The following is a 15,645-nucleotide window of genomic DNA, read 5'->3' on the forward strand; positions in this document are numbered from 1 at the left end:
TGAGCCGCCCGATACGGTTGGCGCTCTTAGACGTTAGCCTTCAAACCCTTCCAGGGTGGCTGCCCAGGCGCGGCGGGCATCCAGTGCCTCCTGCGCCTTAGCGATCTTTTTCTCATCACCCGATGCCTGGGCCTGAGCCAGCTCGGTTTCCAGCTTGGTGAGGGAATCCTGAATCTGCGCAAGCAGCGAGTTCGCCCGTGCGGTTTTCGCGGGGTCGTTCTTCTTCCACTTCGCAGCCTCGGCGCCGTGAATCTCGTCCTGGATCTTACGCAGCTCAGAGTCGATGCGGCGCATATCGGCACGCGGCACGCGGCCTGCTGCATCCCAGCGGTCAAGGATCTTATCGAACGCGGCTTTAGCGGCGGCAATATCGGTTACCGGAAGAAGCCCGCGGGCTTCAACCAGTAGCGCTTCTTTCACCTTCAGGTTGTCGGCATAGGCCGCATCCTGCTCAGCTTCGGCAGCGTTACGGGCATCAAAGAAGACATCCTGTGCAGCACGGAAACGGGCCCACAGTTTATCGTCCTCCCGGCGGGATCCGCGCGGAACTTTCTTCCACTCGCGCATAAGATCGCCGTAGGCGCGGGAGGTCTCAGACCAGTTGGTGGAGCTTGAGAGCTCTTCCGCACGGGAAATCAGCTCTTCCTTGGCGCGCTTAATGCGGGCGTTGCGCTCATCCAGCTGGGAGAAGTGCGCGCGGCGGTTACGGTCAAAGGTGGTGCGGGCGGTACGGAAACGCTTCCACAGCTCGTCCTCCACCGACTTGGGCAGGTGGATTTCCCGCTGGGCCTGCTTCCACGCATCAAACAGCTCGTTCATGCGCGCGTGCGAGTTCTTCCAGTGAATCTTCTCGGGATCCTGCTCCACAATCGACTCGGCTTCAGCCACGATCTCTTCGCGGGCAGCCAAGGCGCGCTCACGGTTGGCGGCACGGTTCTGCTTCTGCTGCTCAGCCAGCTCACCGATGCGTTCGGTCAGGGCTGTTAGCCGCTGCTGCAAACCGGCGTAGTCGCCCACCATGTTCCGCTCGGCAATCTGGGCACCGATTGATTCGATACCCTTCTGAACATCGGCGGCGGGAGCGTTGTTTTCGATGCGAGACTCCAGCAGGGTCACCTGCGCCTCAACGTTCTCGAACTTGCGGGCAAAGTAGGCTAGCGCCTCCTCTTCTGAGGCGTCAGGCAGCTGGCCTACCGCGTACTCTTCGCCTTCAACAATGACGAATACGTGGCCGTCTTCAGAGACGCGCCCAAACTTGCGGGCCTTTTCGAGGTTCACAGCAATGTCGTCGGATTTAATGGTCACCGCTATAACTCTTTCACTAGGGGCGTCGTACCGTGTTAGGGTGCTACGCCGAGGTTCATGGTGCGCGCGTACGGGGCGGCTTTGAGGGTGCGCACCGTGTCATCAGGATGCGCGCGCATCTATACAGCATAACGGGTGCCGGGTGTTTAAACACACCGTTACACGCCAACCCGGACGCGGGTCACAGGGTGAGATGCGTGACGCCGCGAAGCACACGTGGCGAGCTGGTGGTTCAGGTCTGCAGAAGGCGGCGTCGGGTTCGCTAGGAGCGCATCCTTGTTACTATTAAGAAGATTGTGCCCCGCAAACACTTTGCTCATATAGCACAACCGATTATTGCAACCTCAAGGAGAAGAAACACTATGGCTCGCAAGGCATCGCTGTCTGGTTTTCCGGAGTATTTACCGGCTGAACGACTTGTTGAGAACCACGTTCTTGATACTCTGCGTAAGACCTTCGAGCTTCATGGTTTTTCTTCAATTGAGACCCGCTCGGTTGAGACTATTGAGCAGCTGCTTCGCAAGGGCGAGATCGATAAGGAAGTGTATGCGATCTCTCGCCTGCAGGATGATAACGGCGCCAAAGCTAAAGAAAAGCTTGCTCTGCATTTCGATTTGACCGTGCCTTTCGCGCGATACGTGGTTGAGAACGCCGGGTACCTGAATTTCCCGTTCTCTCGCTACCAGATTCAGAAAGTGTGGCGCGGCGAACGCCCGCAGGAGGGGCGTGCACGCGAGTTTACCCAGGCTGATATTGATGTTGTGGGTGATGGCGAACTGCCTTTCCGTTATGACGTGACCCTCGCCCTCGTTGTTGTAGATGCGCTCTCAAAACTCCCTATTCCCGATTTCAAACTTCGGGTGAACAACCGCAAACTTGCGGAGGGTTTTTATCTTGGGCTGGGGCTCACCGATACAGCCGCGGTGCTGCGTTCCATTGACAAACTTGAAAAAATTGGCGCGGATGCGGTGGCGCAGGAACTTCAGCGTGAAGCTGGTGCCTCTGAAGAGCAGGCTCAGGCAGCCCTAGAGCTTGCGCAGATTCGTACCGAGGATTCATCTTTTGTGGCTCAGGTTCGTGAACTCGCTGAACGCTACGAGGCTGAGCATGAGCTTCTTGATCAGGGTGTTACCGAGCTTGCCGAAGTTATTGATGAGGCTGCCCGCCGCGCCCCCGGAAAAGTTCTTGCCGATCTCTCTATTGCGCGCGGGCTGGATTATTACACCGGTACTGTCTACGAGACTGTGCTCGTGGGGCATGAATCGTTGGGGTCGATTTGCTCGGGCGGTCGGTACGAGTCACTAGCCTCGAACGGGAAGAAGACCTATCCCGGAGTTGGGCTCTCGATTGGGGTGACCCGTCTGGTGGCACGCATCCTCTCGCAGGGGTTTGCGCAGGCTACCCGTAAGGTTCCCTCAGCGGTGTTTATCGCCCTCACTAATGATGAAGGCTGGTCTGCCGCTAACGATGTTGCCGATGCGCTTCGGGCGCGCGGTATCGCCTGTGAAGTTTCGGCGAACGCAGCCAAATTCGGTAAGCAGATCAAATACGCTGAAAAACGCGGTATTCCCTTCGTATGGTTTATTTCGACGGGGGATAACGGCGAGCTGACGCACGAGGTGAAGGATATCCGTTCGGGGGAACAAGTCGCTGCGGACCCCGCGAGCTGGATGCCGCCAGGAGAAGACCTGAACGTGCGTGTAGTGCCTGCCGAGAGCATCAGCTCATAAAATATTGAGGGTGTCGCCACACTATAGTGCGTGGCGGCATTACAATGGGACAATGCGCACGCAGTGTGCGTATCTTAGAAAATCAAGCGCATGCACCCGGCTACTGTCTATAGTCGTGAGGTGCCTGCAATGAAAGGAATGCAGTGCTTCGCACCCATACCAATGGCGAGCTCACCGCCGCCAACATCGGAGAAACCGTAACCCTCACCGGCTGGGTAGCTCGTCGTCGTGACCACGGCGGCGTAGCTTTCGTCGATTTGCGTGATCGCGCGGGCGTTACCCAGTGCGTGTTCCATAATGAAGACGATTTTGAGCACCTGCGCAATGAGTACGTTCTGCGTGTAACCGGTCAGGTGACCAAGCGCCCTGAGGGAAATGAAAACCCGAATCTTGCAACCGGCGAAATTGAGGTTGAAGTTTCTGCGGTTGAGGTTCTCAATACTGCGGCACCGCTTCCATTCCAGATTGACGAGCATGTTGAGGTTGGTGAAGAGGCACGTCTGCGTTACCGTTACCTCGATCTTCGCCGCCCCGAACCCGCTCGCATCATGCGCCTGCGTTCCGATGCTAACCGCGCGGCACGCAACCTGCTTGCTGATGACGGCTACCTTGAGGTTGAAACCCCCACTCTTACCCGTTCGACACCCGAAGGTGCCCGTGACTTCCTGGTTCCTGCACGTTTGGCACCTGGTTCTTGGTATGCGTTGCCGCAGTCACCCCAGCTGTTTAAACAGCTCCTGCAGGTGGGCGGCATTGAGAAGTACTACCAGATTGCTCGATGCTACCGCGATGAGGACTTCCGTGCGGACCGTCAGCCTGAGTTCACTCAGCTCGATATTGAGGCATCCTTCGTAGACCAGGACGACATTATTGACCTGGGCGAACGCATTGTCGAGGCCGTCTGGAACCTGATTGATGTGCAGGTTCCCCGTCCTATTCGCCGTATGACCTATACCGAAGCGATGGAGAAATACGGTACCGACAAGCCAGATCTGCGTTTTGGCCTTGAGCTGACCGAACTTACCGATTACTTTGCCAACACCACGTTCCGTGTGTTTAAGGCTCCCTACGTGGGTGCCGTGGTGATGCCCGGCGGTGCTTCTCAGCCGCGCCGCACCCTGGACGCATGGCAGGAATGGGCAAAGCAGCGCGGTGCGAAGGGTCTGGCCTATGTACTCGTGCAGGAAGACGGCGAACTGACTGGTCCTGTTGCGAAGAACATCACTGATGAGGAACGTGCAGGTCTTGCTGCAGCAACCGGCGCCAACCCCGGGGACTGCATCTTCTTCGCCGCCGGTGAAGCTAAACAGGCGCGTGCTCTGCTGGGCGCTGCCCGTGTTGAGATCGGCCACCGTACCGGCCTTATCAAGGACGGCGAGTGGTCGTTCCTGTGGGTTGTGGATGCGCCTCTCTTCGAGTCTGCCGCAGAGGCCACCGAGTCAGGAGATGTCGCGCTGGGGCACTCCGCATGGACTGCCGTTCACCACGCCTTCACGGCGCCAAAACCCGAGTTCTTGGATACCTTCGACAAGGACCCCGGTTCGGCGCTGGCATACGCCTACGATATTGTCTGCAATGGTAACGAGATCGGTGGCGGTTCTATCCGTATCCACCGCCGTGACGTGCAGGAACGTGTTTTTGCGGTCATGGGAATTGGCGAGGAAGAAGCACAGGAGAAGTTCGGCTTCCTGCTGGACGCCTTCAAGTACGGCGCACCTCCGATGGGCGGTATCGCATTCGGCTGGGATCGCATTATCTCGCTTCTTGCGGGGGTAGATTCGATTCGCGAGGTTATTGCCTTCCCGAAGACCGGTAATGGATACGACCCGCTGACTGCCGCACCTGCGCCGATCACGCCGCAGCAGCGCAAGGAAGCAGGCGTTGATTTCAAGCCGAAGAAGAAGGATGAAGACGAGAAGTAATTCTTGTCTGAAAATCCCCGCGCGTGAGCGCTGAGAGGAAAGCGGGCTGTAGATACGCCACGGTGTATATGCAGCCCGCTTTCGTCGTTTCGGTGCGTATTCGTGTATGGGTTAGTTATTCTGGGAAAAGTCCCCGCACGAAAGGCAGGAGCTATGCGCATCCTCATCGCTGGCACAAGCGGCAGCGGTAAAACCACATTTGCCCAAAGACTCGGCGCGATTTTAGGCATACCGCATACCGAAATGGATTCTTTGCACTGGGGTGCGAACTGGACGCCCCGCCCCAGTTTTGAAGCAGATGTGGATGAACTCGCGGCGCAGGATTCGTGGATTACAGAATGGCAGTACTCTCAGGTACGTGAGCGTCTGATGGAGCGTGCTGATACCGTCATTTACCTGCATTATCCGAGATGGTTTGTTGAGCAGCGAGTTATTCGAAGAACCCTGCACCGGGCAGTGACCCGTAAAAAGCTCTGGGCGGGAAATACTGAGCCGCCCCTGTGGAGCGTTTTTACCAACCCTGAAAATATGATTCGCTATAGCTGGATTAGTTACCCTAAATATGAGCCTCTTATAGCTGAAGCACGCAGGAATCACCCTGACAAACGATATATAGAATTCCGGGCACCTCGTGAGGCAGAGAAATTCCTGCAGGCGGTACGGCTTCGCGGAAGTATCTGAACATTTTAGAAACACCGAAAGGCAGAGCATACTCATGCGAGTTATTTTGCAGCGTGTAAGCCGCGCATCCGTGCGTGTAGAGAATAAGATCGTTGGGGCGATTGAAGAAACCGGGTATCTTGCACTCGTCGGTCTTACTCATGAGGACGGCGAGGCCCAGCTGGCTAAAGTGGCGGATAAGACCGCTAACCTGCGCCTTTTTGAGGGCGAAAAATCCGCGCTTGAGATTAATGCGCCCATTCTTGCCGTTAGTCAGTTCACGCTCTACGGAGATGCGAAAAAAGGCAGGCGCCCGTCGTGGTCGAAAGCGGCTCCGGGCGCTGTCAGCGAGCCGCTTTTTGAGGCTTTTGCCCAGAAGCTCCGCGCTATCGGGCTCCGTGTTGAAACAGGAGTTTTCGGCGCCGATATGCAGGTTGAACTCGTTAATGACGGGCCGGTAACCCTCATTCTCGATAGCGAAACCCTCTAAGATACTTGACATAATGTAATACAATGTATTACATGTCTACACAGATACAATCTAAAACAAAAACAGCAGTAATGCGACTCAGCCCCGAGCTCAAAGACCGTTATGAGGCGTTGGCGCGCCATACTGATCGTCCAGCTTCGTACTACATGCGGCTTGCGATGGAAGAAAAAATTGCAGAGTACGAGCACATATACCTGATGAAACAAGAGGTCGAAGATTACCGCGCGGGCAAGGTAGCGGCCGTATCGTTTGACGACCTAATGGGGCAGCTACTTGACGACTAATCAGAACTGGGACGTACAAGTTCTACCTACCGCCGCGAAGACGATGAAAAAACTAGACCCACAAGTTCTTCGCCGTATTCGTAAAGATATTAACCAATTACGAACAGTGGAGGAACCATGGAAGGCATGCAAGGCACTTTCCGGACCTCTCGCTGGGTACTGGCGACGTCGGGTAGGGGATTATCGGTTGATTATGTACTTTGAACGAAATCAGTTGGTGATTGTACTTACCGATGTGGGGCACAGGTCTTCTATTTATTCATAGAAATGGGGCAAACTTTGGTGCTGAGGCAGGCACATCGGATAACCAGTAGAGTTGAAATATGGCAGATTCGCTTTTTGATCTTGGCCTTCCCGATGACGAGGACCGCGTCAAGTTTATAGCACCCACCCCCGCCAGCGCGCGTTCCAGTGCCCCGCTGGCGGTGCGGATGCGTCCGCAGAACGTGGATGAGGTGCTCGGGCAGGCGCATCTGCTGAACCCGGGGTCGCCGCTGCGGGTACTCGCCGGAGCAGATCATGCCGGGCCAGCCGGGCCCGCATCCGTTATTCTGTACGGCCCTCCCGGCACCGGGAAAACCACGCTGGCGCATGTGATTGCACGTGCGCCGGGGCGTAAATTCGTCGAACTTTCCGCTATCACCGCCGGAGTTAAAGACGTTCGCGCTGTTATGGACCAGGCGCTGTTAGACCGTGACATGTACGGAACCACAACGGTGCTTTTTCTTGACGAGATTCACCGGTTTACGAAGGCCCAGCAAGATGCACTGCTGCCCGGAGTTGAAAACCGCTGGGTTATTCTTGTGGCGGCGACGACGGAAAACCCCTCGTTTAGCGTGATTTCGCCTCTTCTGTCACGTTCGCTTTTGCTTCGAGTGCATTCTTTGGAGCCAGCCGACATTGAGTCTTTAATTACCCGAGCGCTCGAAGACCCCCGCGGGTTCAACGGTGCCGCAGTAATTGATGAAGATGCCCGTGCCCACCTTGCCGCGGTATCCGGTGGTGATGCACGCCGCTCGCTGACGTCTTTAGAGGCTGCGGCCGCCATAGCCTTCAGCGAGAATGAGCAGGCCGAATCCCCGGACGAAAACGCGGAAGCTGGGGGAGAGGTAAACCCTAACGAACCCGTGCGCATTACTCTGGCACATGCCCAGGAAGCCGTTGACCGTGCTGCCGTTCGCTACGACAAAGACGGCGATCAGCACTACGACGTGATTAGCGCCTTTATTAAATCTATACGCGGTTCCGACGCCGATGCCGCCGTCCACTACCTGGCGCGCATGCTCGAAGGAGGCGAAGACCCGCGTTTTGTGGCGCGGCGCATTATGATTGCGGCGAGTGAAGATATTGGTCTTGCCGATCCGCAGGCGCTTCAAGTGGCAACCGCTGCCGCCCAGTCGGTGGCGCTGGTTGGTATGCCGGAGGCGCGCATTATTCTGTCGCAGGCGGTGATCTACTGTGCTTTAGCACCCAAATCGAATGCGGCATATGTGGCTATTAATAAGGCAATAGCGGATGTGCGCGCCGGGCTTTCGGGGCAGGTTCCGGTTCATCTGAGGGACGCCCACTATGCGGCCGCAGCCGACTTGGGACACGGTGACGGATATATTTATGCGCACGATGAGCCGGGGCATGTGGCGGCTCAGCAGTATCTGCCGGATACCTTGCAGGGTAAGACCTACTACGAGCCCACGCCGCACGGGTTTGAACGAACCCTGACTGAACGGCGCGAACGTATCCGTGAAATCCTTGACCGGGCGAACGGTGCAGGCGCATAAGATACGCCTACAATAAATGCATGAAACTGTCACTGCCGCTACCTCCTGTTACCGCCTACGAGCTCATTAATAACTCTGGTGGGGCCAGCACATGGGGTGAATATCAAAATACTTATGCCGGGCGAAAAGCCTACTGCCTTGCCCACCGGCCAGCACTCTACTTTATGGCCGAACCAGAGATACTGCCGGAAGCTAGTTTTCTCATAACGGTAAGCGATGGAACATATGAGGCGACCGTGTATCTTATGCACCAGGAATATGTTGGGTGGCATATTATTAGCAGCCCGCTAAGGTATACGGCCACCGGTCAGGTATCCGCATTAAAGGTGGTTTTTGGCCCGCACACTCATGTTTTTACCCCGTATTCATTACTTCACCCCACGGTCCCCGACGGGTGGACTGTCTGGGGTGAGATGGTCGATCAGGAGCTACTCGCCCACAGGATACTCCATGTGGATGTGACAGATAATATGGTTGGGGTTTTCCGCAGCTTGCCGACCGTTATAGAGATGTTCGGCGTTCCCTTAGATGAAATAGCACTATTCGTGTTCGATATTGGTCAGGATGATGGTTCTGCCCCGCTAACCTCAGAAGAGGTAACCACTGAACTTCTTCACCCGAGCCCAGGTACGGCCGCCGCATTAAACGGCTGCACATTTATGGTGTAGCTTTTGCCGTTGAGGCCGGAACCGCACGCTAGATTAAACATGGTAATACCGGTACACTTGATGGGTCTGGCAATTTCTGTGACCGCATCCACCTGCAGCTATATCAGGTGCAGGCGTGCGCCAGAGATGTAGCGCCGGGGTACTCTGCCCCGAGCTCTCCGCCCCACCACCTGGTGCGGGTAAACCGAGGAGGCCAGAACCAAACGATTAAAGGGGCCAGCTCGTGAAACAGTTGCGCCCCGCACTATGAAAGGTAGATTGTGGCTAAACACAACCGCACCCGCCGTACCGTGCGTCAGTCTCGTGCTTTGGGCATCGCGCTGACCCCGAAGGCAGAAAAGTACCTTGAGCGCCGTCCTTACGGCCCCGGCCAGCACGGCCGCGCCCGCAAGAAGGCTGACTCCAACTACGCAACCCAGCTGAAGGAAAAGCAGCGTCTGCGCGCTCAGTACAACATCCGCGAGGCACAGATGCGCCGCGCATACCTTGAGGCAAAACGTGTTGAGGGTCAGACCGGTAAGAACCTGGTTGAGCACCTCGAAACCCGTCTTGATGCCCTGGTTCTGCGTTCGGGCTTTGCTCGCACCATTGCGCAGGCTCGTCAGATGGTTGTACACCGCCACATTATGGTTGATGGTGTTCGCGTGGATCGCCCGTCGTTCCGCGTTAAGCCCGGCCAGCTGATCCACGTTCACCCCAAGTCCGAGAAGACCACCCCCTTCCAGGTGGCTGCTGCGGGCGAGAACCAGGCTGTTCTGCCTGAGGTTCCGGGATACCTGAACGTCGAAATTGAGAAGCTGCACGCGAAGCTTGAACGCGCCCCCAAGCGCGAGGAGATTCCCGTGGTCTGCGACGAGCAGCTGGTCGTTGAGTACTACTCACGCCTGGCATAATCTCGATATTTTTCGAGAGTCGGCCCGCGCCGTGGTTTATACCACGGGCGGGTCGTCCCGTTTTAAGCGAACCGAGCAATAAATTTTAGGGCGCGACTTATAGGTATCGATCCAGATAGAGCGCGTTAAGGCCGCCTTGGGCAGCCCGAAAAATCTACATGCGAACAGGGCGCAGGCGGACGAGGCGCCTAATTTCATTTAGAATAGGGAAGTGGCCGCACGTTCGGTTCCTTTACCGCGTACCTGCGGCCGCCTTGACCGCTAAGGGAGCACCCAACCAAGAAGAAACGAGGTATCTATGACCGGTGGAGACATCGCGGGTCTCATCGCCGCAGGGGTTTTTGCAATCCTGGTGGCCCTGTTAGCCGTACCAATTCTTCGTCTCACCAAGGTTTTCGATGAGCTCATTGTTACCATCCGCTCCCTCAACCAGAGCACCAATCCGCTCATTGAAGAAGTCACCAAAACGGTGGTAAGCACCAACGAGCAGCTGGAAAAGATGGACGACATCACCTCAAACGTTTCAGACGCTTCAGCGAACGTTTCGGCGCTGTCTTCTCTGGTGACCTCAACTGTGGGTCAGCCGCTCATTAAAGTTGCCTCGTTCTCGTACGGTGTGCGTCAAGCATTCCGCGGCGGCTCAACCAACGCCCAGAACCCGAAAACCCCCGGCCCCGAGAAACCTCAACAGGGTGGTGAAAACTAGTGGGTATTTTACGCTCAGCTCTACTTCTAGGTGCCGGCGCCGCTGTCGGCTACCTCGCCTCCAGGCGTGCCGCCTACGTCAAAGCAAACCCGTCCAGCGCCTCCCTCATTAAATACCAGTCCGGTGCGCTGGAGTTAAACCCGGAGTCTCAGATGGGAAAGTTTTTTGATTCGTCCCTGGGTAAGCCGCTGCAGCCTTACGCCCTGCGGGCGGTTGAGTTCGCCGCACGGGTACGCCAAGGCATGCAGGAGAAAGAAGCCGAACTGCACGCCAAAGTTGAGCGGCAAAAACAGGACGCCCGCCCCGGCTCTCTCGATCTGTGGGACCGGGATATGAGCCCGAATGAGGCGTCCGAGCTGCGTCGAGCCGTTGCCGAGCGTGAGCTCATTGAGGTTGAAAGCGAAATAGCCCACCTTGAGGAAGCGCGTCAAGCTCGCCTGCGCCGTGACCGGGAACTTGGTGAAGATTTCTTCAACTAAAAGCGTAATACTATTTCATGTCGTATGATGTAGTTAACGCGCTAACCAAAGATTTATTGTATACAAGACCTACTAAACACACGTATTCACTTCAGAGGAAAAAATGCTCTCACAGGAAATTTCAAAGCGCTGGGTTGATTTTTTTGCTAAACGCGGGCACACCGTGGTCCCCTCAACATCGCTTATCTCAAATGAACCCGGCGCTATGTTCACAATTGCGGGCATGGTTCCGTTTATCCCGTATTTTTTGGGACGTGAAACACCGCCGTTTAGCCGCGCAACCAGCGTCCAGAAGTGCATCCGAACCCTTGATATTGATGAGGTAGGCAAAACCGCCCGACACGGCACATTCTTCCAGATGGCCGGAAACTTCTCATTCGGCGACTACTTCAAAGAGCAGGCAATACCGTTCGCCTATGAACTACTCACCACCAGCCAGGACGAAGGCGGCTACGGCCTGGATCCTGAGCGGCTGTGGGTGACCATTTACGAAGGCGACGATCAGGCGTTTGACGTGTGGACCAAGATCGTTGGCTTCCCCGAAGAGCGTATCCAGCGCATGGGGATGAAAGAGAACTACTGGTCAACCGGCCAGCCCGGGCCCGCAGGTCCGGACTCCGAGATTTTCTATGACCGCGGCCCGGCCTACGGTAAGGAAGGCGGCCCGGCTGTTGACGACGACCGCTACATTGAGATCTGGAACCTGGTGTTCATGCAGTACCAACGTGGCGAAGGCACCGGCAAGGACGACTTCGAGATTCTGGGTGAACTCCCTCAGAAAAATATTGATACCGGCCTGGGCGTTGAGCGTCTTGCGATGCTGCTGCAGGGGGTCGAGAACTTCTATGAGACCGACCAGGTACGCCCGGTACTTGACGCGGCATCGAAACTATCCGGTAAAAAATATCATGGGTCTGAATCCCCCCAGGATGAAGGGTATGTTGACGATGTGCGGATGCGTGTGGTCGCTGACCATATCCGCTCTTCACTCATGCTCATCGCTGACGGGGTGACTCCTTCAAACGAAGGACGTGGCTATATTCTGCGTCGACTCATGCGCCGTGCAATCCGTGCGATGCGCCTACTGGGTGTATCTGAACCGTGCCTGCCGGTTCTGTTCCCTGCCTCCCGCGATGCGATGGCTGGTGCATTCCCGTACGTCGCAGACGATTTTGAGCGTATTTCGCGCATCGCCTACGCCGAAGAGAAAGCGTTCCTGCACACCATCGAAACAGGGACTGAGCGGCTGGAAGAAGCAGTGGCCAGCGCCAAGAAGAACGGCTCTAACTCCGTCTCCGGGGCTGAGGCGTTCACGCTCCACGATACCTACGGCTTCCCCATCGACCTCACCCTTGAAATGGCTGCTGAGGCCGGGGTGAAGGTGGACGAGAAGGCGTTCCGTGAGCTCATGGCCCAGCAGCGGGAGCGTGCCCAGGCCGACGCTAAGGCCAAGAAAGGCGCATTCGCTGACCTGTCTGAACTGCGCAGGCTGCTGGATGAGCGTGGCTCCATCTTCACTGGTTATACTGAGCTGCGCACCGAGACGCAGCTGCGTGCAATCCTGGTGGACGGCGTTTCCGTGCCCGTAGCCAAGGCCGGGGATAAAGTTGAGGTTGTTCTTGACGAGACCCCGTTCTACGCTGAAGCCGGCGGGCAGGCCGCCGACACCGGCACCATTACCGGTGATGGTTTCGTCATTGATGTTCAGGACGTGCAGCAGCCGGTGAAGGGGCTGAGCGTGCACCGGGCGGTAATTCGTGAGGGTGAGGCCCACCCTGGTGTCCCGGTAGTGGCTCAGGTGGATGTGCAGCGCCGTAAGGACGGCGAGAAAGCGCACTCCGGTACCCACATTATTCACGCCGCACTGCACCAGGTGCTGGGTAAAGAAGCCACCCAGCGTGGGTCGTTCAATAAGGAGGGCTACCTGCGTTTTGACTTCGCCTGGGGTGAGGGGCTGAGCGAATCTGCCAAGCGTGAGGTTGAGGAAGTATCAAACCGTGCGATCCGCGATAACTTTGAGGTGATCACCCGTGAAATGCCCCTGGCTGAGGCCAAAGCTATGGGGGCGATGAGCCTCTTCGGCGAAAAATACGGCGATACTGTGCGTGTGGTCGAGATCGGCGGCGAGTTCTCCCGCGAGCTCTGCGGCGGCACCCATGTGGGCTCTTCCGCAGAGGTTGGTTCGCTGTCCCTGCTCACCGAGCAGTCCGTCGGTTCGGGGAACCGTCGTGTTGAGGCGCTTGTCGGGTTGGACTCCTTTAACCATTTGGCTGCTGAACGCACCCTCGTGAACCAGCTGACCAGCCTGCTTAAGGTGCAGTCCTCCGCTGAGCTGCCCGAAAAAATTAATCAGACCCTCACCAAGCTGAAGTCCGCCGAAAAGGAGCTTGAGAAGCTGCGGCGCGAAAAGCTTCAGGCTGAGGCTGCGAAGCTTATTGAGACCGCTCAGACTATCGGTCAGGTGCGTGTGCTTGCACATCACGCCGGGGAGCTGGATGCTAACGGAGTACGTTCACTGGCGCTGGATCTGCGTTCCCGCTTCGGTTCTGAGCCCGCTGTGGTTGCGGTGAGCGGTGTTGCGAATAACCGCCCGGTGGTTATTGTTGCTACCAATGAGGGCGCCCGTGAGGCCGGGGTGAAAGCTGGTGCGCTGGTACGTGTTGCCGCCGGTGTTCTTGGCGGCGGCGGCGGCGGTAAAGACGATATTGCCCAGGGCGGTGGTCAGGATGCTACGAAGGTAAACGAGGCGTTGGATACGATCCGCACCACGATTGCGCAGGCATAGATTCAGATGAGCGGTTTTCAGCCAGGAGTGCGGATGGGTGTCGATGTGGGCAATGCCCGTGTCGGCACCGCCCTGAGCGACCCGGATGGTATTCTTGCCACCCCACTCAAGACGCTCCGCCGAGATCATAAAAAGAATTCTGATCGTCGCGTATTGCGTAAACTCGCGGAGGTTAATGATGTAGTTGAGATTTTTGTTGGACTGCCCAAAACCATGCGCGGTGGCGAGTCCGCATCAACTGTTATGGCGAAAGAATATGCAGAAAATTTGCGGTCTGAACTTGATGCAGAGGGCAAGGAACATATAAATATATGGCTGGTTGATGAGAGGCTAACCACGGTGAGCGCGCAGCGCTCGTTGCATGAGGCAGGCGTTTCGTCCCGTGATTTCAAGGCTATAGTGGATCAGGCTGCTGCGGTCAACATTTTGCAGTATTGCTTAGACACTCTGAAGTCAGGGTATGCTATAGCCGGGTATAAACTGAGCAGTCCAGCCTACGAAGAAGCCCACTCTGAGGAATGCCCCTTAGACGGTAAGCCCGTCAACGAAACGGAGACCCTTCAGTGACCGAAGATTCGAAAAAGCGGGTAAACCGCACACCTAAGAATAAACAGCCCCGCAAAACGGGCTTAAGAGATCTGCTGTCCCCAAGCTACGAGGAGGCACGCGCCGGTATTCGGGGCATCACCCTGGAGCAGGAAGTGGTGAGCGTTGAGGAGCTGAAGGCTCGTAAGCGCCGCCGCACCGCCATCATGGGGGTCGCAACGATCATTTTCTTGGTGACGGTAATTGTTCTGTCGTCGCTGCTTATCGCCCGTTTGGATCCGTTTAAAAAACGTGACTTCGCTGGTGACGGAAACGGCACCGCTGTCACGTTCGTTATTGAACAGGGCGAAACCCCGCAGCAGATTGCCGAGTCTCTTCAGCAGCAGGGCATTATCGCTGACGCTGATAAGTTTGTGGAAGTGTACCAGTCTGAAAGCAAGGGTAAGTTCCTGGTGCCGGGCCGGTACGACCTGCAGAAAGAGATGAGCAGCTCGGCTGTTGTATCCACGCTGATTGGTGCCACCAGCAATGTTATCTACTTTGCTGTGCCGCAGGGTAAACGTGTGGGGGAGACCCTGGACATCATTGCTAAGCAGGGTGAGCTAAATCGTAGTGAGCTTGAAGAAGCTGTAAAGAACTACGAGCAGTACGGCGTGCCCAGTAATTTCCCCTCGATTGAAGGCTGGCTGCACCCGGGTGAGTACCGCTTCCCGAAGGGAACGGACACTAAGAAGATGATTCAGGCCATGGTCGATAAGACTAAGGAAGACTTGAAATCTGTGGGTGTCACCACCGATAAGCGTGCCTTTGAGGTTCTGACGAAGGCTTCCATCGTGGAGCTGGAGGCTCAGCCGAAGGACTACAACGCGGTTGCTGGTATTATCGAGAACCGTCTGAGCCACACGGATGGGGAGACGAGTGGGCTGATCCAGTCGGATGCGACGGTCACCTACGGGCTGGGTATCCGCTCATACCACCTGACGGAGGAGCAGAAGGCCGATAAGGGCAATAAGTACAACACGTACGCGCATCAGGGTCTTCCTGCCGGTCCGATTGATTCGCCGACTTTGGCGTCTATTCGGGCAACCGCAAGCCCCGAGAAGAACCCGTACTACTACTGGGTGACGGTGGACCTTGACTCGGGTGAGACGAAGTACTCGAAGACCTATGAGGAACACCAGCGGTACGTTGAAGAGTACGACCAGTGGTGCTCGAACCATAAGGGCCGCTGTAGCTAGGTTCTGAAGGCCCCGCTTTTGGGCCTGCGGCGGGTGCTGTTTCCACTGCGGTGGAGGCGGCACCCGCTTTTTGCTGCCCTGTGGTTGTTGTGTCCCAGCTATAGAAACGGGCTTGTCTTCCACTAAAATGGAGGTGCACCCCGCGCAGTCCATCAGGGGTG

Annotated in this window: 15 protein-coding genes; 14 read left to right on the forward strand and 1 reads right to left on the reverse strand. The window is 56.5% G+C overall.

Translation table 11 applies throughout. The annotated features are described in order from the left end of the window. Positions 1-33: 33 nt before the first annotated feature. Positions 34-1,305 (reverse strand): DUF349 domain-containing protein, encoded by a 1,272-nt coding sequence (locus tag D8M41_RS03585; RefSeq protein ID WP_126926421.1) that lies wholly within the window; start codon positions 1,303-1,305, stop codon positions 34-36. Positions 1,306-1,667: 362 nt separating this feature from the next. Between D8M41_RS03585 and hisS the strand changes: the two genes are divergently transcribed. From hisS to mltG, 14 genes are all read left to right on the forward strand, one after another. Further along, a complete protein-coding gene (gene hisS / locus D8M41_RS03590) occupies positions 1,668-3,035 on the forward strand; it encodes a histidine--tRNA ligase (protein ID WP_006887138.1) in 1,368 nt (455 codons plus the stop codon). 143 nt (positions 3,036-3,178) lie between these two features. Beyond that, positions 3,179-4,957 carry an aspartate--tRNA ligase gene (gene aspS, locus D8M41_RS03595; RefSeq protein WP_126926422.1) on the forward strand — a complete coding sequence of 593 codons (1,779 nt, stop codon included), beginning with the start codon at positions 3,179-3,181 and terminating at the stop codon, positions 4,955-4,957. A gap of 153 nt (positions 4,958-5,110) precedes the next feature. Beyond that, on the forward strand, positions 5,111-5,638 hold the full coding sequence (locus tag D8M41_RS03600; RefSeq protein ID WP_006887326.1) for a hypothetical protein: 528 nt from the start codon (positions 5,111-5,113) through the stop codon (positions 5,636-5,638). Between the two features lie 34 nt (positions 5,639-5,672). Next, positions 5,673-6,107, forward strand: a complete 435-nt coding sequence (gene dtd, locus D8M41_RS03605) for a D-aminoacyl-tRNA deacylase (RefSeq protein WP_006887309.1) — start codon at positions 5,673-5,675, stop codon at positions 6,105-6,107. Positions 6,108-6,178: 71 nt separating this feature from the next. Further along, positions 6,179-6,391, forward strand: a complete 213-nt coding sequence (gene relB / locus D8M41_RS03610; protein WP_006887243.1) for a type II toxin-antitoxin system RelB family antitoxin — start codon at positions 6,179-6,181, stop codon at positions 6,389-6,391. Continuing rightward, entirely contained in the window at positions 6,381-6,656 is a 276-nt protein-coding gene (locus D8M41_RS12130; protein ID WP_081481235.1) for a type II toxin-antitoxin system RelE family toxin, read from the forward strand. The genes relB and D8M41_RS12130 overlap by 11 nt, the downstream gene beginning before the upstream one ends. 58 nt (positions 6,657-6,714) lie before the next feature. Next, on the forward strand, positions 6,715-8,169 hold the full coding sequence (locus D8M41_RS03620; protein ID WP_006887164.1) for a replication-associated recombination protein A: 1,455 nt from the start codon (positions 6,715-6,717) through the stop codon (positions 8,167-8,169). A gap of 20 nt (positions 8,170-8,189) precedes the next feature. Continuing rightward, a complete protein-coding gene (locus tag D8M41_RS03625) occupies positions 8,190-8,837 on the forward strand; it encodes a hypothetical protein (RefSeq protein WP_006887136.1) in 648 nt (215 codons plus the stop codon). Between the two features lie 260 nt (positions 8,838-9,097). Next, positions 9,098-9,730: a 30S ribosomal protein S4 gene (rpsD, locus tag D8M41_RS03630; RefSeq protein ID WP_006887139.1), complete on the forward strand. Its 633-nt coding sequence runs from the start codon at positions 9,098-9,100 to the stop codon at positions 9,728-9,730. Positions 9,731-10,028: 298 nt separating this feature from the next. Continuing rightward, the gene (locus D8M41_RS03635; protein WP_006887336.1) at positions 10,029-10,436 is read left to right on the forward strand and encodes a DUF948 domain-containing protein; all 408 of its coding nucleotides are present in this window, start codon (positions 10,029-10,031) and stop codon (positions 10,434-10,436) included. Then, entirely contained in the window at positions 10,436-10,915 is a 480-nt protein-coding gene (locus D8M41_RS03640) for a hypothetical protein (RefSeq protein WP_006887176.1), read from the forward strand. The genes D8M41_RS03635 and D8M41_RS03640 overlap by 1 nt, the downstream gene beginning before the upstream one ends. Before the next feature lie 103 nt (positions 10,916-11,018). Beyond that, positions 11,019-13,700 (forward strand): alanine--tRNA ligase, encoded by a 2,682-nt coding sequence (alaS, locus tag D8M41_RS03645; protein WP_006887193.1) that lies wholly within the window; start codon positions 11,019-11,021, stop codon positions 13,698-13,700. A 33-nt stretch (positions 13,701-13,733) separates the two neighbouring features. Beyond that, entirely contained in the window at positions 13,734-14,267 is a 534-nt protein-coding gene (gene ruvX, locus D8M41_RS03650) for a Holliday junction resolvase RuvX (protein ID WP_006887245.1), read from the forward strand. Continuing rightward, a complete protein-coding gene (gene mltG / locus D8M41_RS03655; RefSeq protein ID WP_006887294.1) occupies positions 14,264-15,484 on the forward strand; it encodes an endolytic transglycosylase MltG in 1,221 nt (406 codons plus the stop codon). The genes ruvX and mltG overlap by 4 nt, the downstream gene beginning before the upstream one ends. The last annotated feature ends 161 nt before the right edge of the window (positions 15,485-15,645 follow it).

Origin of the sequence: Rothia sp. HSID18069, from assembly GCF_003989155.1 — a bacterium.
GTDB lineage: Bacteria > Actinomycetota > Actinomycetes > Actinomycetales > Micrococcaceae > Rothia > Rothia aeria.